The organism is SAR86 cluster bacterium (assembly GCA_029268615.1).
Lineage (GTDB): Bacteria > Pseudomonadota > Gammaproteobacteria > Magnimaribacterales > Magnimaribacteraceae > JAQWNM01.
In genome coordinates, this window is the sequence record JAQWNM010000011.1 from 1 (window position 1) to 25824 (window position 25824).

Here is a 25824-nt window from a genome sequence, read left to right on the forward strand (position 1 = left end):
AATGTTTTTCATTCAATTATGAAAAAAATATCATCGATATTGAAAGTAAAAAAATTGCTGATAGATGAGACATGAGATTAATGGAAGACATATTCTCATGGAAAATAAATTTTTTATCTCTAGAAAACTTATATTTTAGAACCCAAAATATAAACAAAAGTGTAGTAAATAGACTAAACCAAGATATGTCTTGAGCTGGATGGAACCCTTCATCAGAAATAATAATGAATACTGAAACCCACCAAAGAAGGTAAATTGTTAAATAGATTGAATATAAGTTTTTTAAGAATATTTTCAAATTTATTTTCTTTTAAAGGCAAATACTGCCAAGCCGATTCCAACGATTAAAAATAAGTAATGAATAATAGTATTGCCTAACAAAGAAATTAGAATAAAAACTACACTTAGAAGGAAAGAAAGTATTTTACTCAATCTCTTTTCATACCCTTCCTTTAGTTTCTAATTTTTAAGGAGTAGGCAACTAAGAAGCCAATGAGTAAACATAGAGGGAATCCAATAAACATATCTAACTCAATTGATTTCCACAAAGCTACAAACATAAAGGCTACACCTACTCCAATAGCTTCATTAAATTTATTAAGCTCTACTCTCATTTTATCTCGCCTTCTATTTTCTTGCTGTTTATCTCCACTTTGATATCTAAATCTTTGGGTAATCCATCAAGCGCTTCGATTATTGCCTTTTCTACGATATCAGAGATATCTCCTGGTAAGTCTCCTTTTAGATCATCTGATTTATAATGCCACTTCATGAGCGAGTCAGACTCGTTATCAATGATTATTTCTTTATCGATGATTATTTCCTTTGAGCCCATATCTCCATGAGGGGCTGCTAATACTTTTATTTGAGCGTGTTTTCTGTCTTGATTACTGCCTCCTGAAAAGAGAATAGCTCCTCCAACCAAAACGCCTATGATGATGGAACCTATGATGGTATCGCTTATTTTCATTTTATTTTCTCCTTGTTAGTAAATGATTAATGAAGTGTTTGACTAAAGGCATGTGAAAAAGTTCTAACTACCGATCTTTTATTCTATCTTTTCTAAAGTGACTTGTGAAAGGCAATAGTCACCTTAGTGTGTAGTAATCTGTGTAGTAAGGTTTTTAAGAGCTTATAAAATCAATAGGTTACAAAAAAGTGTGTAGCTAGTGTGTAGTTGAAGAATCCTTATTCTATAAGGGTTTAAGGAGTAAAAACTACTCCCACTCAATAGTTGCACGATTTGAAACCCCTATAAACAAAGGGTTACAGAGGTGAAAAAAGTAGTTTGTCATAAGTTTGTCACGACTGTTTTGTGTTTTTGTATCACTTTGTATCACTTTGTATCTCCAAATATCTTATTTTAACTGACTGGATTAATTTGTAATATTATACTGGTTTAATATAGTCTTTAGATATGAAAAAACTTAGTTTACTTATTGGACTCTTCTTTCTTGTGGGTTGTGTGTCAGGCCCATCTATAGAATCATCTAAAAACTCTGACGAACGGTTTGAAGAAGAAGCTGTTGTTGAAGAGCTAATAATTGATTCAGGCGAAATTTCTGAAGAAGAAGCAGTAGAAGAAATATTTGAGGAATTAATAAGAGTCGAAATGCTGTTAGCAGAAAAGGAAACAAAGGATAGAACATACGACTTTACTGATAATTCAGATGGTATGTCGCACAATGATTTATATACGGATGCTATGATTGAGCGGGTTGAGGAAAGTCTTTTAGAAACCGCGACACTTGAGACAAAACAACCACCGGATAATCTTGATATTCGAGAAAATTATTCTTACAAAGATTGGTTAAAAAATCAGGTGATAGAAATCCTTGAAGAGTACGATCCTATAGTTCGACTAGACATAAAAATCGTTGATGTTGAATTAGTAGAAATAGAAAAACAAAAAGAATACAAAGGCGTACTAAACACTACCGAACCTTGTGCGCAGTGCAGTGATGGACGTGGAGAGTATGATCATTCTCTGGATGTATTTATCGACAGTGAGAGAATATTAGTAACCATCAACTAAATGATGGCCGCCCTTGAGGTTTAATTCAGCAACAAATCTAAATCCGCATCCCCGCATGTATATTTTTTATCAACTGAAATATTGGGACTGGATATGAAATAGGAGACAGCATCATCCTCGTACTCTCCGCCTCTTATTTCTTGGAAAAGTTTACTTGACGCATTACACACGTCACCAGCGTCGACAAAAAGCTTGAATATCGAAAACTGTCCATACTTACCATAAAATGGATAAATGAAATTCTTAAAAAAATCTTTTGGAAAGCCATCCCCCCCTGTAAAAGCCCCAGCCCCTTTCATACCATCATTCATCATTTGAATACGGTCGGTTTTTAAATTGTAGTTATCAAGTATTTGATCAACGGTTAATGTTTGTAGAAAGAAATCTACACCTTCTTTTTCGCCGGTCCCATTTTTTAATTGATAAGCCCTTAATTGTCTCGCTACATCTGGGTTACTACCAATAAATTGAAGGATAGAATCGGCATTATAATTATGACAATAATTCGCTATTTTGAATGCACTTTGCATTGAATTGCTGTAGTTAATACTACTCAACCCAATTCGGATAATAGGTGGAGGCTGTACATTTCCATTGAGTGCTAAAGATGTATCAGCTCCTTTTCCAGCATGGAATAAGTAATCTATTGCCAACTCACTGTAATACTCTTCACGAGAGTTACACCTAACATATTTAGCATTTGGCGGAGAAGTTTGTTTTGGACTGTATAGCGGACTTTCAAATGAAAGTACTATCCCCGAGTCACTAGCCTCTTTAGAGAAAGGGTTTAAACCAACTTCGAAAAGTTTGTTGCTGAGAAAGAAAAGTGCGGTTTCTCTATCAAGCCAAGCACTCGGGTCCTTATCCCCTTCGGGAGCCAAGCTTTCTGCGCTTGCTAAAATCGTTTTAAAAGTTGGATAGTCATATTTGCCCTGGGCAACTCGAATATCTGCTGTAGCAATGATTTTAAAAAGTCTAGTGGTCATATTTTGGGTTATTCCAACTGCTTTTGACTCATCTCCGTTTTCAAGGAGTATATTTACCAATCTACTATTGATGAAATCCCTCGAAAAATTATTGGGTGCACGATTTGCACATTGCCTGTAAGAGGACAAAACGCCTAATTCATTTTTCTTTGCGTCACCCTGACTTTTGAATATGCGATAGGCATTATGGAAGTTGTTTGATGCGGTCAGGAATTGTGAAAACTCTTTTGGTTTATCGCATGCTTTGGAGCCGTTATCTAATGATACGAAACCTAGACAAGTGAAGCTCGGTGTAGACTCACACGTTTTCAGATTGAAAGTAATAAGTTCTTTTAGATATTGCTCTCGTAGTCTTTGAACATCAAACTTTCCAAACTTATCGGTTGATAATAATTCAAGTCCAGTATCTGTTCCTGAATAGAGTTCTACAATCTCGTCGATTTTTCTAATGGTGAGTTCTTGTTTTCTTAAACGAGTCTTAATATCCTCGTCAGGTGATATAGATGCGAAAACCTTAATTGCAGTAGCTAGAATATCTTTTTCTGGGCTGTCTTGGGCTAGCGATGGTCCAGTCCAAGAAAGAATGAATAACAGCGTAACAACTTTTCCTATCATGATGGTTTCCTAATTTCTTATTTTAGTCTTGCCTCTGTGTGTTCCTAAATATCATAACAGACTAACTTTATTGTTCCAAAAAAACGAAGTTAGTCTATTAATCATTAATAATATACATGGTTACGAGCACTAATTTAGATGCTTTTTTACTCTATTTTTGTTCTGTAGAACAAATCTTTGTCAGAATGACTGCTTTTTATGAATCGCAACAACTTATGACTTTCAATAGCAGTAGTAGTTTGTCATAAGTTTGTTTTTAATGCTCTGAAACCCGCATTCTTTCGTTGCTTTGACAGAGTTTGTCACAGGTAAGTTATTGATTTATAAGGATTTTTCACTCCCACTCAATAGTGGCTGGCGGCTTACTGGATATATCGTAAGTTACCCTAGAAACTTGAGGAATTTCATTGATAATGCGAGTTGAAACTTTCTCTAAGAATTGATGACTAAATCGATAAGCTTTTGCTGTCATAAAATCTATAGTCTCAACAGCTCTGAGAGCAATAACGTATTCATATCTCCGAGAGTCCCCTACTACACCAACTGATTTAACAGGCAAAAAGACTGCAAATGCCTGGCTGACTTTGTGGTATAAATTATTCTCTATGAGCTCTTCCATAAAAATACTATCAGCCTGTTGTAATGTATAAATATAGCTCTTTTTTACTTCTCCTAAAATCCTGACACCTAAGCCTGGTCCAGGAAAAGGATGCCTATCTATTAAAGTACTTGAAAGTCCTAATTTTTTTCCTATTTTCCTGACCTCGTCCTTAAATAAATCTCGAAGGGGTTCTATTACAGGAAGATTTAAATAATCTGGGAGACCTCCTACATTATGATGAGATTTAATAACATGAGCTGTACCATGAGTATTGCCTGACGACTCTATAACATCTGGATATATGGTTCCTTGAGCCAACCATTTAATTTGCTTGTCTTTTTTTGCTTCTTTAAGGAAGACATCAATAAAAGCTTTACCAATAATCTTTCTTTTTATCTCTGGATCGGTTTTACCTTTTAATTCTTTTAAAAATAAATTTCCTGCATTAGCTCTAATCACTTTTATTCCAAAAGAATCTCTAAAAGTTTTCATTACTTGGTCGCCTTCATTTAATCTTAAAAGTCCATTGTCAACAAAAATACATGTAAGTTGGTCTCCTATGGCTCTGTGTAATAGCGCAGCCACTACGGAAGAATCAACTCCTCCTGATAAACCTAATAAAACTTTATCATCTCCCACTTTTTCTCTAATTTCTTGAATAGATTTATCAATGATGTTTTTTGAATTCCATAAACCTCTGCACTGACATATGTTTCTAACAAAATTACTAAGAATTTTCTTGCCTTGAGGTGTATGAGTTACTTCTGGATGGAATTGGAGTCCGAATATATTTAGCTTTGTATTTACAAACCCAGCTATAGGGCTATTAGAACTAGTTGCACTCTTCTTAAACCCCTTAGGTAAAGATACAACATGGTCACCGTGACTCATCCAGACATTGATGCTATGTTGATTGATACCATTAAAAAGGCCACTGGATTTATTTAAAATTTTAAGGGAAGCGTGACCAAACTCTCTTTTCTTTGAGAGTTCTACTTTACCATGCATCTGCTTAGCTATAGTTTGCATGCCATAGCAAATCCCTAAAATAGGAACACCTAATTTAAAAATCCCTGTCGCCACTTTAGGCGATCCTTTTTGCTCAACTGTTTCTGGTCCTCCTGAAAGGATTAAACCTTGAGGAGAAAAAGATTTGATAGAAGACAAAGAAGATTTATGAGAATAAATTTCACAATAAACACCCAGTTCTCTAACTCTTCTTGCTATAAGTTGTGTGTACTGAGACCCAAAATCTAATATAAGAATTTTTTGGGCAAGTATGTCCTTTGCCATTTATGATTAACTTATTCTATAGTTTGGCGCTTCCTTAGTTACGCTTACATCGTGAACGTGACTCTCGTTAACTCCTGCTTGAGTTATTTGAACAAATTTTGGTTTGGTTCTCATTGTCTCTGTATCTTTTGATCCTGTATAACCCATGCTTTGCCTTAAGCCTCCCATCATTTGATGAATCACGGCTTCCATCCAGCCCTTATAAGGAACTCTGCCTTCAATCCCTTCTGGGACCAACTTTTCAGTTGCTTGAGAGCTATCCTGAAAATAACGATCTGTTGATCCTTGATCTCCTGACATAGCACCAATCGACCCCATTCCTCTATAAGATTTATAACTTCTTCCTTGATATAACTCTACATCCCCAGGAGCTTCTTCAGTTCCCGCAAGAACACTTCCAAGCATAATTGTGTGTGCACCTGCCGCCATTGCTTTTGCTATATCTCCTGAATATCTAATACCTCCATCCGCTATGACCGGAACACCCTTTCCTTTTAATGCCGCAGATACTTCTGCAACTGCTGTCACTTGAGGTACTCCTACGCCGGTTACTATCCTTGTTGTGCATATTGAACCTGGCCCTATCCCTACCTTCACTGAATCTGCTCCAGCTTTGACTAATGCTAAAGCCGCTTCTGAAGTTGCTATATTTCCTCCTACTACTTGGATATGTGGATAATCTATTTTAGTTTGCGCCACCCTATCAAGAACTCCTTTGGAATGACCATGAGCACTGTCTACCACTATAACGTCTACGCCTGCTTTAACTAATTTCTCTGTTCTTTCATCTGTATCTAATTTTGTTCCAATTGCAGCTCCAACAATCAATCGACCTTCAGAATCCCTGGCAGCATTTGGAAAATCCTTTGATTTATTTATATCCTTTAAAGTCACTAAACCCGTTAAAGAAAAATTGTCATCAACTAAAAGTATCTTTTCTATTCTATTTTTATGGAGTAATTCTTTTATGATCTCTAAATCCGTTCCTTCCTGCGAAGTTATTAATCTATCTTTAGGGGTCATGATATTAGAAACATCCACAGTGCTATCATTTTGATTTCTAAAATCTCTACTAGTTACAATCCCTACTAAGTTCCCATCGTCCACAACGGGCATTCCTGATATATTTAATTCTCTAGTTAACTGGACTAACTCTGCTACCGAATTGTCTGATCTTATAGTTATCGGATCCCTGACAACACCGCTTTCATATTTTTTAACTAGCTTTACCTCTCTAGCTTGCTCTTCAATTGTTAAATTTTTATGTACAACCCCTAGACCACCCAACTCTGCAAGAGCAATGCTCATACGTGATTCGGTGACAGTATCCATCGCTGCAGAGATGATGGGAATATTTAATTTTATTGACTTAGTCAGCTGGGTGGAAAGATCAACTTCCGAAGGAAGAACTTCAGAATATCCTGGAAGAAGTAATACGTCGTCAAAAGTCAACGCTTGGTTAGCAATACGCAACATCTTCTAATTATACAGAAATACTTATTTAATAAAACAAGACAATTTAAGTTATGATGCTTTTTCATAATTTAATTATCTTGATGCAGAAAAAATCCAGTAAAAGGTTTCTTGGATGGCAAATGGTATTTCTTGCCATTTTCATAGATTTTATGGCCGTAGGATTTACTTTTCAAGCTTCACCAATAATACAATTAATCTTAGAAAAAGAGTTTAATATTTCAAGAACTTTAGTCACTTCGACCATACCATTGCTTTTTGTAGTTTCAGGATTATTATTCCCCTTGGTCGGGAATGCACTGGATTATTTTTCTATCAGAAAAATTCTAATAACTGGATCTATTCTTTATGGACTAGGACTTGTAGCTCTATCTTTTGCAAATACATTTGCTATATACCTTGCTATATTTACTTTACCAGTTGCTACTGGCTTTACTTTAATGGGTAATATTTCTTTATCTAAGTTAGTATCGCGTTGGTTCAACATAAAGGCAGGTCAAGCTCTAGGAATGGCTGCAATAGGAGTTTCTCTTGCTGGTCTAATTATGCCGAGTCTTACGCAATACTTACTTAATTTCCTAAGTTGGCAAGAATTATATCTATATTTTGGCGGAGTTATATTAGCAGTTGTTATGCCTTTTATTTGGTTTGGAGTGGTAGAAGACCCTAAAATGGTTAGCCAAAACCCAGATAATAAAGAACCTTCAGCAGAACAAGATGCACTTTTAGAAGGAAGGGATTGGAAGAATGCCCATATACTTAAAGACATGAACTTTTGGGTTCTTATTGTAAGTTTTTCATTCCAATTTGCTACCATCGCTGGTGTATTGGGTCATATAACTTTCTATGCAGCTTCCTTAGGTTGGTCTCTTCAGGCAGGTTATATATTGAGTAGTTATGCTATCCCAGCAATAATAGGAAAAATATTTTTTGGCTGGTTGGTAGATAAAATTGATGCTCGAATGACTGTTAGTATTTCTCTGTTAATTCAATCAATAGCAGTATTATCAATATTTTTAGCTGAATCGCCCATTGAATTAGCCCTTATTATAGCTTTTTTTGGTTTTGGATTAGGAGGGGCACTTCCTTTATCAAATATATTATTTACTAAAACATATACTGAACAGAGCTTTGGCAGAGCTCGGGGTCTGGCAGGTCCTTTCTTATTGCCAATTCAGGTAGCTGGCACTCCCTTGGCTGCTTTCTTGTTTGATCTATATGGAAACTATAATTTAGCGTTTTCTATTTTAGGAATAGCACCTACTCTTGGAATAATTACTATTTGGTTTCTTAGACTTCCTAAAAAGGCAGCATAAATATCAAACTAATTCCTGAATTAAAGCATCCAATTCTTTAATAAAGTTTTCAGGCTGGTCTAACATCAAATGATGATGGGCATCTTTTAAACATAAGACTGGGGAATCATTAGGTAAGAGTTGTCTCATCTCTTGCACAGATACTTGAGCATCAAATTCTACGGTATTCTCTCCATACATAAACCCAACTGGGCACTTCAAATTATCTAGTATTTCAATATGATCTTTTCCTATCTTTAAATTATCATAAGTCGTTGGGTCGAACTTCCAACTATAACTCCCAATGGTTTCACGAATTGACCTTTCAGCTATGTAATCTAATAAAAATTGGTTTTTACACTCCTGTTCTGGCATCAATCTAAACCTATCTATTAGTTCCTGCTTTGTTTCTGCTAATCTTGGCGGTTTTGAACCTGGCCAGTCATCAAACCACTCCACATGTTTTTCTAAAGGATTAACAACAAAATCCACTAGTAATAATCCCGACATTAGATCGCTATACTTTCCTGCCGTTACTAATGAAATCATACCGCCAAAGCTGTGACCTACAACTACTGGCCTCTTGAGATTAGTAGTCTCCACTACTCCCCAAAGATCATTAACAAAGGTCTCTCTATCATAGAAAGATCTCCATTCACTATCTCCCATTCCGCTGAAGCTCATGGTTACAAAATGATATTTTTTTGAAAGCATAGCTCCTATGAACTTAAACCAATGAGCATGGGCTCCATTACCATGGACCATAATAATACTTTGTGAATTAGATTGTCCCCATTCCAAATAATGAACTTTTGCTCCATCGATCTCTATGAATTCACTCACGTGATCTTCGGCAACAGCTTTTGAGAACCATTCCGGTTGTTTAAATATTTTTTTCATTTTTACTGCATCCCTTCAAAAAAAAATATGATACTAAGTCATCTTGATCATTATGAAAAGTACCTGATTAAGGAATGCCGATGTATTTATGAGTTTGTAAGCTTATTCTCCATTTAGGATTCTCCAAACAATACTGAATAGTGCTTTGGGTATTTATAGATTTAAATTTATTATCAAGTGGTTGCAAATAAAAATTACCGAAATCTAAATCATAGAAATTCTTTGGATCTACATCAATTTGTGGATAGACTAATTTAAGCTCATCTCCAGTAAGTGTTTTTAATTCTGCATCAGACTTGGGACTAACAGTGACCCAATCAATCCCTTCAGGTAATTCTAAAGTACCATTTGTTTCAATTGCTATTTCAAATCCTTTCTTATGTAATTCTTCGATAATTTCTGAATCCATTTGCAGAGCTGGTTCACCACCTGTACATACAACATATTTATTTTTTCTATTCTTTGACCACTTAACATCTATAGCCTCAGCCAGTTCTATTGCAGAAGAAAATTTTCCTCCTCCATCCCCATTTATTCCAACAAAGTCTGTATCACAGAAAGAGCAAATTGCTTTATTGCGATCTTTCTCTAATCCAGACCAAAGATTACAACCTGAGAACCTGCAAAAAACAGCTGGCCTTCCAGTTCTTGCCCCTTCTCCTTGTAAAGTATAAAAAATTTCTTTAACTTGATACATTGCCTAATTTCTATAAATTAAAGGGTCCTCTATGTTATTTTCATTAAAGGCCTCTAATCGCTCATTACATGATCCACACAACCCGCAAGCTTGTGTTTGCCCCTCATAACAAGTCCAAGTCTTAGAGTAATCTAAATTCATTTGAATGCCTTGAGATAAAATTTCCCCTTTCTTTAAATCTATAAATGGAGCTTTAACGCTCACTGGATTGTAATCAGAGACAAGAGATAAAGAATTTAACTTATTCACAAATTCAGGTCTACAATCTGGATAGATTGCATGATCACCCGCATGAGCTCCAAACCAAACTTCGTTGAAATCAGAAGAAACCGCATAACCAATTGCCAATGAAATCAGTATCATATTTCTATTCGGCACAATTGTAAGTTTCATCGAGTCATCTGCATAATCTCCATGCGGAATATCTATATCATCAGTTAAAGCTGAACCCTTTAATAGGTTACTTATATTAGAAATATCAATTACTTCTTGCTCAATACCAGAAAGATCGCAAAATGCTTTTGCAAATTCCAGTTCCTTTTTATGTTTTTGTCCGTAATTAAAAGAAATAGCTTTCACTTGATAACCCTCTTTTATAGCTCTATTAAGTAGAGTAAAAGAATCCATTCCTCCTGAGTAGACTACTACAACTTTTGTCATAAAAAGTTACTGAAAAATTAAATCTGTTTTTGCTGCTGAGATAAAATCATTCTTATGAAGGCCTCCTATTTTGTGAGTCCACCAAACTACTTCTACTTTTCCCCATTCCAATAAAATAGCAGGATGATGATCTTCCAACTCAGCTAACTCAGCTACCTGGTTAGAAAATTTCACTGCGGAAACATAATCATTAAATTTAAAGATTCTTTTAAGTCTAAGTTCAGAATCTTCTTTTACCGTTTGCCATTGAGGTATTTCCTTTAAAAATTTACTTAATTCTTCCACAGTAACTCTAGGAGCATCTACTCTGCAAGCTTCACATTTTTGTTTGACTAAGTCATTCATTTCTTATTTATACCACCACGTGTTAATTTTTTTGGATCTAAAATATTTTTTAATTCTGATAAAGATAGCTCTGTCTCTTCATTAGCTACTTCTATAACTGGACGAGACTCTTTGTAAGCTTTTTTAGCTATATACGAAGCTTTTGCATAACCAATTACAGGATTCAAGGCTGTTACTAAAATAGGATTTTTACTTAATGATGCCTCAATATTTTTAGTGTTTACCTTGAAAGATTTAATGGCTTTCTTGCCAAGAATTTTCGTGGCTCCAGCAAGTATATTAATACTTTTTAGTTGATTGTAAGCGATCAGGGGTAACATAACATTTAGTTGAAAATTTCCGGACTGAGCTGCAATAGTAATTGATGTATCATTTCCTATGACATCAGCACATACCATTGTTACGGCCTCTGGTATCACAGGGTTCACCTTACCAGGCATGATACTACTTCCTGGTTGCAAAGCTTCTAACTCAATCTCGCCTAAACCAGAAAGAGGACCACTATTCATCCAACGTAAATCATTACTAATTTTCATTAAAATTACTGAAAGATTTTTTAACTCTCCAGAAAGTTGAACCGAAAGATCTTGGGAACTTAAGCTTTGAAAAAAGTTCAAACTAGGTTTAGCTTTTACCTTACCAAGTTTACTGACCTCTTTTGCAAATTCTTTAGAAAACCTAGGATGAGCATTGATTCCAGTACCTATTGCAGTGCCACCTTGAGGTAAAAATAATAATTTCTCCATCAATAATTTTAAAGAATTTCTGGATGAAATAAGCTGCGCTTCCCAGGCTGATAGCTCTTGATAAAAATCTATTGGCATTGCATCCATTAAGTGAGTTCTTCCTGTCTTAACCACTCCTTTTAGTTGATTTGCTTTGATAGTTATAGAAGAAATTAAAGATTCTAAATTTGGCATTAATTTATGCTCTAAGTCGCAATGGCAACTTATGTTTATAGCAGTCGGTATAACATCATTACTACTTTGACTCATGTTGACATGATCATTGGGGTTAACATTAACACCTGAAAATATAGAAGCTAAATTAGCTATAACTTCATTTGCATTCATGTTGGTACTAGTCCCCGATCCTGTTTGAAATACATCTATAGGAAATTGATCATCATGCTTATTCGAATAAACCTCCTTTGCTGCTCGAGCAATGGATCTAGCTCTCTTCGTATCCAATAACCCTAAAGTTTTATTAGCTTTTGCTGCTGAATATTTAATAACCCCCAACATAGAAATAAAAGTATTTGTAAATGGGAAATTTAAAGTAATTCCACTTACCGGAAAATTATTAATAGCTCTTTGCGTTTGAGCCCCATATAGAGCCTTGTAGGGTACTTTTACTTTTCCTAAACTATCTTCTTCAATCCTGTATTTATTTTTAGCCATAATCTTTTAAATTAAATAAATTCATTCTAACAAATAAGATTAACATTTAACGAGAAGTCATTACTGAGTTATACTATTTTTTTGTAATTTAGAGAAAAAACATGGCAGCAAATAGACCTTTAGACCAAAACTTGGTCGAAATAGATGTCAAAAAAGGGAAAAAATCTTTAAAATCTCAAGGATCTTTAATTCCCATAGAACATAAATCAGTTGAAGAATTAAGAAGAGATCAACTTGAAAGATTGACAGCTGGTTTTAGATTATTTGCTCATTTTGGTTTTGATGAAGGTTTAGCAGGACACATTACATATAGAGATCCAGAATTTTCGGATCACTTCTGGGTTAATCCAATAGGAATGCATTTTTCGCAAATTAAAGTTTCTGATCTATTATTAGTAAATCATGATGGAGAAGTGGTTCAAGGTGAAAGGCCAGTAAATAGGGCTGCTTTTGCTATCCACTCTAGACTCCACCGAGCTCGACCAGATGTAAACGCAGCAGCTCATTCACATTCTATTTACGGAAGGACCTTTTCTTCTCTCGGCAAGCTAATTGATCCCATAACGCAAGATTCTTGTGCATTTTTTGAAGACCAAGCTCTTTTCTCAGAATTTTCAGGAGTTGTTTATGATACTGGTGAAGGTGACAAAATAGCTAAAGCCTTAGGGGACAAGAAAACTGCAATACTTCAAAATCATGGGTTACTTACAACCGGTAATTGTGTAGATGTAGCACTATGGCTCTTTGTTAGTATGGACAGATGTTGTCAAAATCAACTTCTGGCGGAAGCTACAGGTGAACCTGTAATCATCTCTGACGAAATGGCAAGACTAACGAAATCTCAAATTGCAAATGATCTTGCTCTTTGGGGAAGCTTTCAACCACTTTATGATTTAATGCTAGAAAAAGATTCTAGTTTTTTAGACTAATTTCTTTTTATTACTAGAATTCTTCACTAAATCTTCAGGTTTCGCTTTTATCTGATCAAAACCTCCTGTTTCAATCCCAAAAAGCCTCTCAGGTGATGCAAGTTCTAATCCTGCTGACCCTAACTCCGGAGAAGAAAAAAAACCTAAAACATATCCGCCTTTAGAATACCCCATCAGAGCTCTTAGTTCTGGATCCAGATCTTCGGCAACTTCTGGAGGACATGAAAGATACTGATTTTCTTCCTGGCGTAACCAGCCCAAAGTGTAATGAATAAATACCCCTAATCTATTTTGATCAGTTTGGTTCCATCCCCCGCCATGTAAAACTGAACCTGTATAAATGAAAACAGATCCCGCTTTCATTTCTGCACAAGTAATTTCTTCTTCTAGCGGCTCTCTATCTTTATTCCATTTGTGAGAACCCGGAACTAGCCTTGTAGCTCCATTCTTTTCTGTAAAATCATCCACCGCCCAAACTGTACTTAATTGAGTTTCAATCTTTCTTGGAATATATCCTCCCCACACTCCTCGATCCCTATGAAGTATTTGTTCTTTTTCATTGGGTCCTATACTAATAGCTTGAGTGAAGTGAAGCTGATAATTATCACAGAAAGGTAATAAAAATTCAGAGCAGAGTTTATTAACTTGATCATTCATAGCCAACTCCTGGCATACAGAAGACCTAGGTATAAGTGCTCCAATCCTTCGAGTTTTAAAGCCACTGAACTCATCTTTACCTTCGAGAGCTTGATCTAGGTAAGGCTTTAACTGAGATCTCAAGCTAGAAATAGTTTTTTTGGGTATAACATTATCAATAATCAAGCCTGCGTCTCTGTCAAGTATTTCTGATATCGTTTCTAAAGAAGTGTCAGCTGTCACATGCTGTAGTTCTGGCATAATTATTCCTCCGAAATCTCTTCTGATTTCTTTAACGTTATATAAAGAGTGTAAATTCCAGAAGTTAGGAAAGCAATCAAAACTAAAGATTCTAAAGATTCGGCAGCCTTAAATAAGCCATTAGGGTTTGGAATAAAAATAGAGGATATTTGGGCAACAAAATACAATACAACTGCTTCCATCGTTCCCCTGCCAGCATCATGGAACCTTCTAACTGTTACTGACAAAGAAGGCAAAACCAAAAAAATCATATAGAGAGTAAAAAAATAAGGATAAAAATTTTCAGGATCAAAATCAGCGCCTTGGGAAATGCCTACTGCAACTGCTTCAGTAAAACTTACAACAACTGAAGATACAAAGAGAAATAATACAAACCACCAATACTCAGCTCTGGAAGCCTTACCCTGAAAATTAAAATAATTTTTAACCAGAACACTATCTATAGCTTCTCCAAATTTCATTATTTCACTCCTAGTTTAATTTTAACTTCTGACTGTTTATGGGCATCATAGGAATGAATATTTTCTAAATTTGAATTCGCAAATATTCTGGTAAAGAAATTTCTAATTGCCACCCCCAAAGGATTAACTACGTGATTAAACTTACCTTGAAAATTTGACCTTTTTTGAATCCAATGTCCTCTTCTGAGCCTAAGATCCTGATAATATTTTAATACTTTCCCTATGTCGCCATTAAGTTCTCTAATTAAATAAGCTAAAGTGTAAGAATCCTCAATTGAAATACAACCTCCTTGACCTAAAAAAGGTACCATAGGGTGCGCGGCATCCCCTAAAAGAACTACTTTCCCTTTATAAAGGAGAGTGGGTTGCTCTCTATCGAAGACTCCCCATCTATATACTTTTTCTGAAGCAGCAAAAATTTTTATAAGATTTCTATTCCAATCCTTAAAGACTTTAAGAAAATATTCGTGATCACCCTCTTCTCTCCAAGATTCCTCTTTCCATTCTGAGCTAGCTTGAATGGCCACAAAGTTCATCTTTCCTTCATGTCCAATAGGATAATGAACGACATGACTTTTAGGTCCATAGTACAAATTAACTTGATGATTGCCTTCAAACTCAGGTACTTTTTGAAGATCTAGCATTCCTCTCCAAGCTACAAAGTTTGTAAACTTAGGTTTTGAATTATCGAAATATTTTTCTCTCAGGATAGACCGAATACCATCGCAAACTAATATTAGATCTGCTTTAATCATAGAATCATCAGAAAAGAAAATCCTACCTCCTTCTATATCTACATCTTTTACATCATGGGAAAAATGAAGATTACCGCCAAGTTCAAGATATTTATCAGATAGAACTGTTACTACATCACGTCTATCTGAACAGATTAGACCTGAAAAGTTTGTACTAGTAATTTTTTTTGCAGTCTTATAACCCCTTACATATAACTTCTGAGGTGTATAACTTTGATTCTTAAGATCATCTAAAATACCGAGTTTTTCTAGAAGAGACGTTGCGTTCCTTGAAAGAGTAATTCCTGCCCCAAATTCACTAACACTTTCTGATCGCTCATAGATATTGGTTTCTATTCCAGCCTGCCTTAAAGCGTAACCAACAGTTAATCCTGATATACCAGCACCTATAATTGCAACATTCTGTAACATTAAAGACTTATTTTTTTAGAGCTTCCTCGACTTGCCAAAGAGTATCTTTACCAAAATACATTTCTTCTTCAATAAAAAATGTTGGAATACCAAAGACTCCTCGTTTTACTGCTGCGTCGGTATTTGATATTAGTTTTGATTTGATCTCAGGTTCTTGGATTTGATGCATAAGTAGTTCTGCATCAAAGCCAGATTCTTTAAAAGCAGATGATATAACTTCAGGATCGTCCATTTTTTTTTGCTCTTCCCACATATGTTTTATTATTTCTTCTATATATTGGGATAAATACCCTTCATTATCTGCAGCTATGGCTCCCCTCATAATTTGTAGAGTAATAATTGGAAAATAAGGATTCATCTTGAATTTATCTAATTCATATCTTTCAATAAACCTATTCATCTCTATTAATTGATATTCATTTTTATTTAGTATGCCCATAAATGCTTCCATGGGGGGTTTATTATTTGTGAGTTTAAAGACTCCGCCTAATAAAATAGGAATATAATTGAAAGAAGCTCCTGTTCTTTTTTCTATACTAGGGATTACCTTGTGACTTAAATAAGCATTTGGGCTTGCGAAATCAAAATAAAAATCAACCTTAATACCCATACTTTCTCCTTTATATTAATTAAGAATCTTCTCCAATAAATCGTTCTTCTTCACTATCAAATTCTTTAATTAGGTCTGAATAATCCTGATTAATACAAAGACCTCCTGCAAAGGATTGAAATGAGTTTTTTGAAACACCATCTCCATTTCTATATGAAGTACCAAATAGTGTCTCACATTTATCTTTCATAGATAGTCTCTCATCTCTTATTAACTCAGATAAGATAAAATCTTGTGTATATTCTTGATTTGACATTATTATTCCTTGATCATTCTCAGAATCCAAAATAATATATTTTTGGTCGTTATTCCATGAAGACCAAATAGGTAAATCATTAGATCTACCTTTACCTGGACTACCTGTATATGCAAATTCAGCCCAATATGACATCATCTGATTTGATAATTTCTTTGCTGCGGGGTAGGCTTCTTTACCTACTATAAACTGCTTCACAAGAAGAGAATCAAGAGCCCCTCCCATAACAAATATAATCTCCATAGCATGGGCAGAGCCAAATAGTTTTGCATAATTCATGCCATTAAACTCTGGTAACTCATCCCAATCAAAACGATAAACATACGTATCATTATGGCCTGAATTAACCAATTGACTTGCTGGAGTATCTGCTGCCCTTTGCTTCCAAAAAGCTGATCCATAGAAACTAACTGCATCATAATAATCTGGATCTATGATTTGTTTTGGTAGACTGCCAAAAGCTGAATATAATCCAGATGCTTCCTCCCATTTAACAAATCTTGGATTTAATGAGTTAAAAAACTTATTTTCATCTTTATTTGTACCAAAAATTATAGGAACTTTATTGGTATATTTATTAACAAAAGCATCATTAATTCCACCTAAAGGTATTACATGGCCATCGGGAAAAACTCTTGTCATTCCTTTTCTAAAAGGTTCTGCTTTTTTCGATGCTTCCAACAATTCAGAAGGACTTGTTCCCCTTAAGAGTTTGGATATATCTTCGTCAGACATGCTTTCCTGAAGATTAGTAGCTTCTTCTTGTGAATTTATTTCCAAAGAATTCAATAAAATCTCATTAAGGACCTGTTTAGAACCAATTGTGCCAGCTATTTTATTCTTTGGCATATAACTTTCAGATTCAGATATAGATGAATGCGAAACAATACCACTTTCTATAATTGCCTTATGGAAAAGACCAGCTGCCAAAGGAGAAGCAAATATAGCTGCAGTATTATGACCTCCAGCAGATTCTCCAAAGACCGTTACATTATTAAGATCGCCGCCAAAAGAAGATATATTTTCTTGAATCCATCTTAAGGCCATCAAATTGTCTAAAGTTCCATAATTACCTGACTTATCTTCTAGACTCGATTCAAGCTTAGAAAGCGAAGGATGCCTAAACCAACCTAAAGGACCCATACGATATTGAACAGTAACTACTATGAGATTATGTTCTGAAACTAATAAGCTTGGATCATAAATATCAGTTGCGCCTATAGTATTTCCACCTCCATGAATCCACATCATTACGGGCAGTTGGCCATCATTTTTAGAAATTTCTTCTAGAGAAAGTTTAGGACTCCAGACATTTAAATACAGGCAATCTTCGGAACCTTCCCACTTTTTTCCTGGTTCAGTGTTTCCCTCAATTATTGAAACAGGTTGAAAACATGCCGAAGAAAATTCAGTAGCTTCTAAAACACCTTTCCAAGTTGCAGGACGTTTAGGTGCCTTCCATCTTAACTCGCCAACTGGAGGCTCCGCAAAGGGGATACCTTTCCATACATACGTATCATTTTCTCCATCCATTCCTATTAGTGTGCCTTGCTTCAAATCTCGTATAGAATCTTTTATAGTCCCTTGACTGCATCCAATTAGAGTTAGAAAACCCAGTATTAATATTAAATTTATTGTTTTCATATAATTTAAATTTACCAATTCTTTAGTTTATGCTCTAATTATTACAGTTAATTATTTATGGCCTAATAGTTCTTTCTTTGATACCCAAATCGTGAGGTAAATTCTTATAAGCTGATTTTACCCACTCACATAATAAAGGCCTAGTGTCTCTAGGATCAATTATTTCTTCTATGCCAAACATTTCGGCAGTCCTGTAAGGAGAGCGAACATGATTTAAAGAATCTTCAATTTCTTTTTGTCTCGCTGCAGGATCAGGGCTAGATTGGATATCTCTCTTATATGCTGCCATAACTCCTCCCTCTATCGGTAAAGATCCCCAATCACCGGATGGCCAAGCATATCTTAAATTCAAACCATCGGTATTGGCATGTCCAGCTCCTGCTACTCCAAAAACTCTTCTTAGAATAATAGAAATCCAAGGGATTTTAGCCTGAAAAACTGAATGTAATGCTCTAACTCCTTGCCTTATTACACCTGACTCTTCAGCTTGTAAACCTATTAGGAAACCTGGATTATCTACAAAATTTACAATAGGAATATTAAAAGTATCACACATATCTACAAAGCGAGTCATCTTCTCTGCAGCTTTTGCTGTTACTGCACCTCCATCATGTCCGCAATCATTTGCTAATACGCCAACAGAATAACCATCTAGCCTGCCTAAGCCAACTACCAATGATCTACCATAACCTGAACCTATTTCAAAAAAACTATCTAGGTCTAATACCATTTCAAGAATATTGCGGACTTCATAAGGAGATTTTCTGTCTTTCGGAATTATTGAGATTAGATCTTCAGCTCTTCTATCGACTGTATCTGAAGATTCCTTTTTTGGAGGGACTTCCCATACATTTAAAGGCATAAAAGATAGATATTTTCTTATTTGATCTAAAGCATCTTCCTCAGAAACTGCTTCATTATCTACTACTCCAGCGGTTTTAGTATGGATATCACTACCTCCAAGTTCCTCTTTTTCCATTTTTTTACCAAAAGCTCTCTCCACTACAGGAGGTCCTGCAACAAACATCTGACTCGATCCTTTTACCATAATTGAAAAATGAGAAGCTACTACTCTAGCTGAACCCAAGCCTGCAACTGAGCCCATACATGCACCTACTACTGGCACTATACTTAACAATTTTATGATTTTCTCAAATCCTGGATTTGCTGGAACATAAGTAGCTCCCATAGATTCTAGACTTTTGACACTACCTCCTCCTCCGCTACCATCCACCAAATTAACTAAAGGTAACTTTAAGTATTCAGCCATCTTTAAACTATATAAAAACTTATTACCTATTCTTGCATCTGCTGCGCCACCCCTGACTGTAAAATCATCGCCAGCCACAACTATCTCTTTTCCATCTACAAAACCTCTACCGAAAATAAAGTTTCCTGGAATAAATTCTTCAATCTCCCCCTCTGGGTCATAAGTGACTTTACCTGTAATCTCACCTGTTTCATGAAAAGAGTCCTTATCTAATAATCTCTCTATGCGTTCTCTTACTGTTAATCTTCCCTGAGCATAATGATTAGCAATGCGTTCTATACCTCCCATCTCTTTGGCAAGTTCTGCTCTTTTCTGTAACTCTTCTAAATCTTTTTCCCAACTCATAATTACTTAATCCATATATGAAAACTAATAATGTCATACCCACAAAAGCTTGCAACCTTTCTTCTGGTTCAGTAAATTACTAAAAAAGAAAGGAGACTAAATTAATGCAGATTTCACCCATACCAACTTTATCAGAAAAAATTAACAATATTAGATTAAGAACAGCCGACATTGTTGCGAATAGAATCATTCCAAACGAAAGCACTATTTATGCTGGAGGAGATAAATCTAAGCAGTTGAGAAAGGAAATTAATTCAGAAGTAAAAAAGCAAGGATTATGGGCGCCACACTTACCTGAAGAATATGGAGGAATGGGTTTAGCATTTCTTGAACATGCTTACATGAATGAAGTTCTTGCCTGGTCTCCATTAGGCAATAGATTATTTGGAGTTATTGCTCCAAATTCAGGTAATCAAAAAATTCTAGTTAAATACGGAACTGAGGAACAAAAGAAAAAGTGGCTTGAACCTCTTATAGAACAAAAAATTGAATCTTGTTTTTCTATGACAGAACCTGACCAGCCAGGCTCTGATCCGAGATCTCTTCAAACAACCGCTAAAAAAGAAGGTGATGAATGGGTTATCAATGGTCATAAAATTATGACTTCTAATGGAGAAAGGGCAGATTTTGCTATTGTAATGTGCCGAACAGAAGAAGAAGGTGATGAAGGTAACTCAAACTCAAAAATGACTCAAATTATTGTTCCGACAGATGCTGTTGGATTTAATAAAGTGAGGTCTGTACCTATCTGGGGTCATACTGGGGGAGACCATTTAGAAATAATATATGATAATGTAAGAGTTCCTTTGGAAAATGCTCTTGGTTCTAGGGGCTCTGGGCACCAAGCTGCTCAAGATAGGCTAGGTGCTGGAAGAATATACCATTGCATGAATACAATCGGGCAAATGTGGAGAGCCTTTGATTTAATGGTCAAATATTCTACAGAAAGAGAAGTCCATGGTGGAAAACTTGAAACAAAACAATTTGTTCAAGGATTTATTGCTGATTCCTATATAGATATTCAAGCAGCAAGATTAATGACCATTCATTGTGCAGAAGTTATGGATAAAGATGGAGATCCAAGGGTAGATATTTCTGCTATTAAAGTCTTTGTTCCGGCTGCAGGGGAAAGAGTAATTGACAGAGCTATTCAATGTCATGGATGGAGAGGTGTATCAGGAGATACTCCCTTGGCTGGCATGTTTCAAGGCTTTAGAACTCTCAGGTTAGCTGATGGTCCTGATGAAGTGCATAGAATTCTTATTGCAAAACAAATCTTAAAAAAATATCACGATGGGCTTTCCTGGGACTTTGGGGTGTAATGATCTCCCATAGGAACTAACCTTACTGTTGAAGTGGCAGTAGCTACGACTTCATCTTCTTGGCAAAGTTCACTAGCTAAAAAACCGATGGTTTTTCCAAGCTTTATTATTCTTGAAGTGCAAGTTAATTGTCCTGGTCTTGCTGCAGATAAAAAACTTACATTGATATCTAATGTCATAGGATTGAATTTTCCATCTAACAGACCTATGACTAAATGTGCCATGGGCGAGTCCAACATTGCTGTTACAAACCCTCCTTGAACAATGGTTCCATTTGAGTGACATAATTCTTTTTTTGCATTAAAGGTCATAACTAAAAGAGGAGGATCTGACTGAAAAGATTTTAATTCTGCGCCTATAATTTCTAAGAAAGGAGCTCTGTAAGATTTTAATTCCAAAAACTTTTTTTCATCATTCATACAAACTCCTTTTTTTCTTTACGTAATTTACATTAAAGTAACGCTAATTATAAATTTATAAATAAGACAAAAGGGAAAAACTATGAATAATTTTCAGGAAGCTGTAGCTGTTGTTACAGGCGCAGGCGGAGGTATAGGGAAGGCTTTTAGCAAAAGGATAGCGAAACAAGGTTGTAAATTAGTAATTTGTGATATGAAGCCAGAGGCAGTAGATAAAGTTGTTGAAGATATAATTAAAGATGGCGGAGAAGCTATAGGACGAGTAATTGACGTATCTGATCATGAACAGATGACGTCTCTAGCTGATGAAACTTACGCTAAATTTAAGAAATGTAATCTTTTATTCAACAATGCTGGAGTCTTAGGACCTGGATTAATTAGAGGAGTAGATAAAAAAACTTTTGACTGGGTTTTGCAAACTAATTTAGGAGGAGTGTTTAATGGGGTCAACGCTTTTTTGAATAGAATGTTAACTCAAGAAGAAGAAGGCCATATTTTAAATACTAGTTCTGTAAGTGGTATTTTTGGTTGGGCAGGACTAGGTTCTTACTCAGCTAGTAAATTTGGAATCCTAGGTTTTTCTCTAAGTCTGGCTTCAGAGTTAAAAAATACAACAATTAATGTTAGTACTCTTTTACCTGGAGGAGTAGAAACAGGAATAACATCGGCAATAAGAAAAGACCAGTCCGATTTTGAAAAAATTGATTTATCTACTTTAGATTTAGAAGAAGCAACTGCTAAAGCTAAGGACAGCATAACTATTGAACCAGATCAAGCAGTTGATGTGATTTTAGACGGCCTAGATAGCAATGAACCCATTATTTTTACTCATAACGGATATTTAAAAGAACTTAAGGAATACACATCTAGACTTATTGACGCGATGGAAAGAGCACCATTCAAATAGAATACCCGCCGTCGATAGCTATCATCTGTCCCGTTATATATCCGGCTTCATTAGAGGCAAGGAATAAAGCTAACTCAGCAACCTCTCTGGGTGAAGCATACCTTTTTAATGGTAAAGCATTCATCAATTCAGACTCCCAATCTTCATCAAAGAAAGAATCATTCTGATCTTTAAGGCGATGGAAAATCCCTGCATCTACAATTCCTAAGGCAATACTATTTGCTCTAATATTATTAGGTCCCTCTTCTTTTGCTATTCCCTTTATCAATTGTTCAATAGCAGCTTTGGGTGCAACAGATAAAATATCGCCAGGAGGATACTTTAGTAAACCAGCTGAACTCATAAAAATATAAGAACCTCCTTTTTTACTTAAATGATCTAAAGTACTGTTAACTATATTAAAGAAGCCTTGAACATCTGATTGCATGACTTCATTGAAGGAATCAGTAGAAAGTTCTGAAATAATTTTTTGATCTATATCAAATCCAGCACAATTAATAACTGTATGAACTCTTTTAAATTCACTAAGGATCTCTTGAACTGTGAGAGAGACCTGTTTTAAGTCAATAATATCTAGCTTAAAATTATAAACTTTAGAAGAAGAGCTGCATTCTTCTAATAACTCTTTAGCTTTAGAACTATTATTCTTATAAGTAAATATTACAGGACAACCAGTTTCAGCAAAAATCTTTACAACTTCTGAGCCAATGCCTCCTGTACCTCCAATAACTAATATTGCCCCATCTGGAAAGGATATATCTTTTTTCATTAATATATTCTCTTATTAAAATGGTAATAAGTAAAATAGTGATGAAGCAAAACCACTAAATCGCTGCGCCCAACCATTCAAAAAAGCCCTGCTTCATCTTAGAGTGTGGGAAAGCTATATAAAGAAACTTAACGATATTAAGCCAAATTATGGGTGACAAGCTTTACCACTTAAATAGATGGAGATCTTTGGAGAGATATTTTTCTGGGGAGAAAAAGTACCACCTATCTATCGATTTACATTATATATGCCTATAAATAATTTGTATAGTACTATTTCTATTTTGGTCGGGACGGCAGGATTTGAACCTGCGACCACTTGACCCCCAGTAATTGAGTCCACTTAAAACCCTTGTTTTAAAAGCTTTTCATGGTTCACAATAGGGTTCACAAAAGATAAATACTAGTATAAAGTACACAATAGGTTCACAAGATAAATAAATGGCTAAATCTTTAAACGAAACTAGGGTAATTAAATCCAATACGGCTAAGACATTAAAGTCAAAGGATAAGCCCTATCAAGTGAATGATAAGACCCTTAAAGGATATTACATAAGAGTACCTACTGATAATGGTAAGAAAACTTATAACCTAAGAGTAAAAGTATTAGGTGAGTTACATCACGAGAAGATTGGTGACTGTTCTCTTATGACAGAAGCAGAAGCAAGAGAGAAAGCTACACAGTTTAAGAAACAATTAAGAGAAGGAAAGAAACCAATAACAGTAGATGAAAAGATTAACGATAAGACAACACTACTTGAAGTATTAGAAGACTACATTGCAGTAAGAGGAATAGGAGTAGAAATAAAAGAGTCCTACGCTAAACAAATGAGAGCCAACATTAAACGTACACCTTTTGCAAAGATGAAGATTATAGACATTGAATCTAAAGCTATAAGGGAATGGTATAGAAAAGGTAAAGGTAGTCCTCATGCAACTGAATACACCTACAAGAACATCAAGACACTACTTACATTTGCTAAGTCAGAAGACCATATAACTATTAATCCTACTGATAAGTTAGCTTATATGGGAAGGTATAAAGCTAACGTAAGTGACTTACATATTCCTTTAAAAGACATAAGTGAATGGATGGCTTCATTCGTAGCCTTATCCCCTACTCTTCCAAAGTATGAAAAAGAGAGACAAGACACTTCAGGCAATATGCCAAAGAGAATATCTAAGACTGCTAGAGACTTCATACTATTTATATTAACCACAGGAGTTAGGAAGGCTGAAGCTAGAGACTTAACTTGGGCAGATGTAGATTTTGACAACAAGCATTTAGATATACCTAGAAACAAAAGAGAAAGGTTTATGAGAATACCTATGACAAGGCTAACTCACGATATGTTGTTATGGAGAAAGAAACAAAACTTTCCAACTAAGTGGGTCTTTCCTAACTCTACAAAGACAGGTGGGTTCTACTATCCAGATAAAGCCTTAAAGAAGATAAGTAACTTTGCAGATGTAGGCTATGTTATTAATGCTCATGCACTTAGACATACCTTTGCTACTTATTGTGCTGAACTTAATTACAACTTAGAGGACACAGGCAGACTATTAAATCACTCTAAGAGAGACATAACAGATAACTATGTTGCAGTTAATCTAGAGAAACAAGTAGGACAATACGAAGAAGTCTTCAAACTAGTAGAGTCTAGGCAGGAGAATTGGGTAGATATGGGTGGTAAAACATACAAGACTCGTGGAGTTTATAACTTTCATAGAGTTTATTGGTATGACCAAGACTATGATTGGTTCACTATTGAAACTCAGCCTAGTAAAGAAAAAGGATATTGGTCTTACTTAGATTACGAAGATTAAGGAAAGAAAGAAATCTTTAACAAGTATTCAAAACCTTTGAGACTGAACCAATAGATACTCCCATTTTTCTAAGTTATTTCTCACAATTTGATATATCTACTTTTTTGTCGTCTCTATTACAATCTTTATACATTAATTGACCGTTGTTGTAGTACACCTCCTCAAGACCATCCTCTTTTCCGTCTTTGTAATTCGTTCTATCCATTAACAGACCGTTTTTGTGGAACACCTCCGAGAGTCCGTGTAGTTCTCCGTCTTTCCAGTTTTGTTTAGATTCCAGTTGACCGTTTTCGTAGAACTCTTCCCAGAGTCCATTGTTTTTTCCATCTGTCCTGTTTTTTTTTGATTCTAGTTGACCGTTTTCATAGTAATTCTCCCAAAGTCCCTCCCATTTTCCTTCCTTCCAAGTTCCTCTTATTTTTAGTTGACCGTTTTCGTAGTAAGTCTCAGAAAGTCCATGTAGTTCTCCGTTTTTATAGTTTGTTCTCGTCTCTAATTGACCGTTTTCATAGTAATTCTCTCGAAGTCCATCTTGTTTTCCATTTTTGAATTTTACTTTGAACTCTAATTGACCGTTTTCGAAGTAAACCACCGAAAGTCCGTCTATTTCACCATTTTTCCAGTTTCCTTTGGAACTCAATTGACCGTTTTCGTGATAATACTCAGAAGGACCTTCTCGTTTTCCATCTTTCCAGTTTTCTTT

The 25824-nt window shown here is 35.3% G+C and carries 25 protein-coding genes; 6 read left to right on the forward strand and 19 right to left on the reverse strand.

Annotated elements, in window-relative coordinates; translation table 11 throughout:
* Nucleotides 1–452: 452 nt before the first annotated feature.
* Entirely contained in the window at nt 453–614 is a 162-nt protein-coding gene (locus P8J93_06250; GenBank protein MDG2061396.1) for a hypothetical protein, read from the reverse strand.
* Nucleotides 611–970, reverse strand: a complete 360-nt coding sequence (locus P8J93_06255; GenBank protein MDG2061397.1) for a hypothetical protein — start codon at nt 968–970, stop codon at nt 611–613. The genes P8J93_06250 and P8J93_06255 overlap by 4 nt, the downstream gene beginning before the upstream one ends.
* Nucleotides 971–1417: 447 nt before the next feature.
* On the opposite strand from P8J93_06255, the gene P8J93_06260 reads away from it, so the two are divergent.
* Nucleotides 1418–2035, forward strand: a complete 618-nt coding sequence (locus P8J93_06260; protein ID MDG2061398.1) for a hypothetical protein — start codon at nt 1418–1420, stop codon at nt 2033–2035.
* 20 nt (nt 2036–2055) lie between these two features.
* Here P8J93_06260 and P8J93_06265 read toward each other — a convergent pair whose 3' ends face one another.
* The 3 genes from P8J93_06265 to guaB form a co-directional block, all read right to left on the reverse strand.
* The gene (locus P8J93_06265) at nt 2056–3636 is read right to left on the reverse strand and encodes a hypothetical protein (GenBank protein MDG2061399.1); all 1581 of its coding nucleotides are present in this window, start codon (nt 3634–3636) and stop codon (nt 2056–2058) included.
* Between the two features lie 334 nt (nt 3637–3970).
* Nucleotides 3971–5530, reverse strand: coding sequence for a glutamine-hydrolyzing GMP synthase (gene guaA, locus P8J93_06270; protein MDG2061400.1), 1560 nt, complete (start codon nt 5528–5530; stop codon nt 3971–3973).
* A 6-nt stretch (nt 5531–5536) separates the two neighbouring features.
* Nucleotides 5537–7006 carry an IMP dehydrogenase gene (guaB, locus tag P8J93_06275; protein ID MDG2061401.1) on the reverse strand — a complete coding sequence of 490 codons (1470 nt, stop codon included), beginning with the start codon at nt 7004–7006 and terminating at the stop codon, nt 5537–5539.
* Nucleotides 7007–7056: 50 nt separating this feature from the next.
* Between guaB and P8J93_06280 the strand changes: the two genes are divergently transcribed.
* Entirely contained in the window at nt 7057–8319 is a 1263-nt protein-coding gene (locus P8J93_06280; protein ID MDG2061402.1) for an MFS transporter, read from the forward strand.
* Nucleotides 8320–8322: 3 nt separating this feature from the next.
* Here P8J93_06280 and P8J93_06285 read toward each other — a convergent pair whose 3' ends face one another.
* The 5 genes from P8J93_06285 to P8J93_06305 all read right to left on the reverse strand — a co-directional run bounded on the left by P8J93_06285 (nt 8323) and on the right by P8J93_06305 (nt 12300).
* Nucleotides 8323–9198: an alpha/beta hydrolase gene (locus tag P8J93_06285; GenBank protein MDG2061403.1), complete on the reverse strand. Its 876-nt coding sequence runs from the start codon at nt 9196–9198 to the stop codon at nt 8323–8325.
* Nucleotides 9199–9265: 67 nt separating this feature from the next.
* Nucleotides 9266–9895, reverse strand: coding sequence for a 7-carboxy-7-deazaguanine synthase (gene queE, locus P8J93_06290; GenBank protein ID MDG2061404.1), 630 nt, complete (start codon nt 9893–9895; stop codon nt 9266–9268).
* A 3-nt stretch (nt 9896–9898) separates the two neighbouring features.
* On the reverse strand, nt 9899–10555 hold the full coding sequence (queC, locus tag P8J93_06295) for a 7-cyano-7-deazaguanine synthase QueC (GenBank protein MDG2061405.1): 657 nt from the start codon (nt 10553–10555) through the stop codon (nt 9899–9901).
* 6 nt (nt 10556–10561) lie between these two features.
* A complete protein-coding gene (locus P8J93_06300; protein ID MDG2061406.1) occupies nt 10562–10900 on the reverse strand; it encodes a 4a-hydroxytetrahydrobiopterin dehydratase in 339 nt (112 codons plus the stop codon).
* Entirely contained in the window at nt 10897–12300 is a 1404-nt protein-coding gene (locus tag P8J93_06305) for a class II fumarate hydratase (GenBank protein MDG2061407.1), read from the reverse strand. The genes P8J93_06300 and P8J93_06305 overlap by 4 nt, the downstream gene beginning before the upstream one ends.
* 101 nt (nt 12301–12401) lie before the next feature.
* Between P8J93_06305 and P8J93_06310 the strand changes: the two genes are divergently transcribed.
* Nucleotides 12402–13229 (forward strand): class II aldolase/adducin family protein, encoded by an 828-nt coding sequence (locus P8J93_06310; GenBank protein MDG2061408.1) that lies wholly within the window; start codon nt 12402–12404, stop codon nt 13227–13229.
* On the opposite strand, the gene P8J93_06315 is transcribed toward P8J93_06310, so the two are convergent.
* From P8J93_06315 to P8J93_06340, 6 genes are read right to left on the reverse strand one after another with little or no spacing between them, the layout of a single operon-like run.
* Nucleotides 13221–14126 (reverse strand): phytanoyl-CoA dioxygenase family protein, encoded by a 906-nt coding sequence (locus P8J93_06315; protein MDG2061409.1) that lies wholly within the window; start codon nt 14124–14126, stop codon nt 13221–13223. The genes P8J93_06310 and P8J93_06315 overlap by 9 nt on opposite strands.
* 2 nt (nt 14127–14128) lie before the next feature.
* Nucleotides 14129–14587 (reverse strand): DUF805 domain-containing protein, encoded by a 459-nt coding sequence (locus P8J93_06320; GenBank protein MDG2061410.1) that lies wholly within the window; start codon nt 14585–14587, stop codon nt 14129–14131.
* On the reverse strand, nt 14587–15753 hold the full coding sequence (locus P8J93_06325) for an FAD-dependent monooxygenase (GenBank protein MDG2061411.1): 1167 nt from the start codon (nt 15751–15753) through the stop codon (nt 14587–14589). The genes P8J93_06320 and P8J93_06325 overlap by 1 nt, the downstream gene beginning before the upstream one ends.
* Nucleotides 15754–15760: 7 nt before the next feature.
* Entirely contained in the window at nt 15761–16363 is a 603-nt protein-coding gene (locus P8J93_06330) for a 2-hydroxychromene-2-carboxylate isomerase (GenBank protein ID MDG2061412.1), read from the reverse strand.
* 19 nt (nt 16364–16382) lie between these two features.
* Nucleotides 16383–18263 carry a carboxylesterase family protein gene (locus P8J93_06335; GenBank protein MDG2061413.1) on the reverse strand — a complete coding sequence of 627 codons (1881 nt, stop codon included), beginning with the start codon at nt 18261–18263 and terminating at the stop codon, nt 16383–16385.
* A gap of 55 nt (nt 18264–18318) precedes the next feature.
* Nucleotides 18319–19878, reverse strand: coding sequence for a carboxyl transferase domain-containing protein (locus P8J93_06340; protein MDG2061414.1), 1560 nt, complete (start codon nt 19876–19878; stop codon nt 18319–18321).
* Between the two features lie 104 nt (nt 19879–19982).
* On the opposite strand from P8J93_06340, the gene P8J93_06345 reads away from it, so the two are divergent.
* Nucleotides 19983–21200, forward strand: a complete 1218-nt coding sequence (locus P8J93_06345; protein ID MDG2061415.1) for an acyl-CoA dehydrogenase family protein — start codon at nt 19983–19985, stop codon at nt 21198–21200.
* On the opposite strand, the gene P8J93_06350 is transcribed toward P8J93_06345, so the two are convergent.
* A complete protein-coding gene (locus P8J93_06350) occupies nt 21167–21619 on the reverse strand; it encodes a PaaI family thioesterase (protein ID MDG2061416.1) in 453 nt (150 codons plus the stop codon). The two genes, P8J93_06345 and P8J93_06350, sit on opposite strands and share 34 nt — an antisense overlap.
* A gap of 82 nt (nt 21620–21701) precedes the next feature.
* On the opposite strand from P8J93_06350, the gene P8J93_06355 reads away from it, so the two are divergent.
* On the forward strand, nt 21702–22526 hold the full coding sequence (locus P8J93_06355) for an SDR family NAD(P)-dependent oxidoreductase (protein MDG2061417.1): 825 nt from the start codon (nt 21702–21704) through the stop codon (nt 22524–22526).
* Here P8J93_06355 and P8J93_06360 read toward each other — a convergent pair.
* Nucleotides 22519–23295, reverse strand: a complete 777-nt coding sequence (locus tag P8J93_06360) for an SDR family NAD(P)-dependent oxidoreductase (GenBank protein MDG2061418.1) — start codon at nt 23293–23295, stop codon at nt 22519–22521. The genes P8J93_06355 and P8J93_06360 overlap by 8 nt on opposite strands.
* Before the next feature lie 440 nt (nt 23296–23735).
* Here P8J93_06360 and P8J93_06365 point away from each other — a divergent pair, with 440 nt between their 5' ends.
* A complete protein-coding gene (locus P8J93_06365) occupies nt 23736–25121 on the forward strand; it encodes an integrase family protein (GenBank protein ID MDG2061419.1) in 1386 nt (461 codons plus the stop codon).
* 73 nt (nt 25122–25194) lie between these two features.
* Here P8J93_06365 and P8J93_06370 read toward each other — a convergent pair.
* A partial coding sequence (locus P8J93_06370) for a toxin-antitoxin system YwqK family antitoxin (GenBank protein ID MDG2061420.1) occupies nt 25195–25824 on the reverse strand: 630 nt, incomplete at its 5' end.

What these genes read in the sequence shown, in the direction of transcription:
- P8J93_06250 (MDG2061396.1), bottom strand. Translation starts at nt 614, where the DNA reads ATGAGAGTAGAGCTTAATAAATTTAATGAAGCTATTGGAGTAGGTGTA.
- P8J93_06255 (MDG2061397.1), bottom strand. Translation starts at nt 970, where the DNA reads ATGAAAATAAGCGATACCATCATAGGTTCCATCATCATAGGCGTTTTG.
- P8J93_06260 (MDG2061398.1), top strand. Translation starts at nt 1,418, where the DNA reads ATGAAAAAACTTAGTTTACTTATTGGACTCTTCTTTCTTGTGGGTTGT.
- P8J93_06265 (MDG2061399.1), bottom strand. Translation starts at nt 3,636, where the DNA reads ATGATAGGAAAAGTTGTTACGCTGTTATTCATTCTTTCTTGGACTGGA.
- guaA (MDG2061400.1), bottom strand. Translation starts at nt 5,530, where the DNA reads ATGGCAAAGGACATACTTGCCCAAAAAATTCTTATATTAGATTTTGGG.
- guaB (MDG2061401.1), bottom strand. Translation starts at nt 7,006, where the DNA reads ATGTTGCGTATTGCTAACCAAGCGTTGACTTTTGACGACGTATTACTT.
- P8J93_06280 (MDG2061402.1), top strand. Translation starts at nt 7,057, where the DNA reads ATGATGCTTTTTCATAATTTAATTATCTTGATGCAGAAAAAATCCAGT.
- P8J93_06285 (MDG2061403.1), bottom strand. Translation starts at nt 9,198, where the DNA reads ATGAAAAAAATATTTAAACAACCGGAATGGTTCTCAAAAGCTGTTGCC.
- queE (MDG2061404.1), bottom strand. Translation starts at nt 9,895, where the DNA reads ATGTATCAAGTTAAAGAAATTTTTTATACTTTACAAGGAGAAGGGGCA.
- queC (MDG2061405.1), bottom strand. Translation starts at nt 10,555, where the DNA reads ATGACAAAAGTTGTAGTAGTCTACTCAGGAGGAATGGATTCTTTTACT.
- P8J93_06300 (MDG2061406.1), bottom strand. Translation starts at nt 10,900, where the DNA reads ATGAATGACTTAGTCAAACAAAAATGTGAAGCTTGCAGAGTAGATGCT.
- P8J93_06305 (MDG2061407.1), bottom strand. Translation starts at nt 12,300, where the DNA reads ATGGCTAAAAATAAATACAGGATTGAAGAAGATAGTTTAGGAAAAGTA.
- P8J93_06310 (MDG2061408.1), top strand. Translation starts at nt 12,402, where the DNA reads ATGGCAGCAAATAGACCTTTAGACCAAAACTTGGTCGAAATAGATGTC.
- P8J93_06315 (MDG2061409.1), bottom strand. Translation starts at nt 14,126, where the DNA reads ATGCCAGAACTACAGCATGTGACAGCTGACACTTCTTTAGAAACGATA.
- P8J93_06320 (MDG2061410.1), bottom strand. Translation starts at nt 14,587, where the DNA reads ATGAAATTTGGAGAAGCTATAGATAGTGTTCTGGTTAAAAATTATTTT.
- P8J93_06325 (MDG2061411.1), bottom strand. Translation starts at nt 15,753, where the DNA reads ATGTTACAGAATGTTGCAATTATAGGTGCTGGTATATCAGGATTAACT.
- P8J93_06330 (MDG2061412.1), bottom strand. Translation starts at nt 16,363, where the DNA reads ATGGGTATTAAGGTTGATTTTTATTTTGATTTCGCAAGCCCAAATGCT.
- P8J93_06335 (MDG2061413.1), bottom strand. Translation starts at nt 18,263, where the DNA reads ATGAAAACAATAAATTTAATATTAATACTGGGTTTTCTAACTCTAATT.
- P8J93_06340 (MDG2061414.1), bottom strand. Translation starts at nt 19,878, where the DNA reads ATGAGTTGGGAAAAAGATTTAGAAGAGTTACAGAAAAGAGCAGAACTT.
- P8J93_06345 (MDG2061415.1), top strand. Translation starts at nt 19,983, where the DNA reads ATGCAGATTTCACCCATACCAACTTTATCAGAAAAAATTAACAATATT.
- P8J93_06350 (MDG2061416.1), bottom strand. Translation starts at nt 21,619, where the DNA reads ATGAATGATGAAAAAAAGTTTTTGGAATTAAAATCTTACAGAGCTCCT.
- P8J93_06355 (MDG2061417.1), top strand. Translation starts at nt 21,702, where the DNA reads ATGAATAATTTTCAGGAAGCTGTAGCTGTTGTTACAGGCGCAGGCGGA.
- P8J93_06360 (MDG2061418.1), bottom strand. Translation starts at nt 23,295, where the DNA reads ATGAAAAAAGATATATCCTTTCCAGATGGGGCAATATTAGTTATTGGA.
- P8J93_06365 (MDG2061419.1), top strand. Translation starts at nt 23,736, where the DNA reads ATGGCTAAATCTTTAAACGAAACTAGGGTAATTAAATCCAATACGGCT.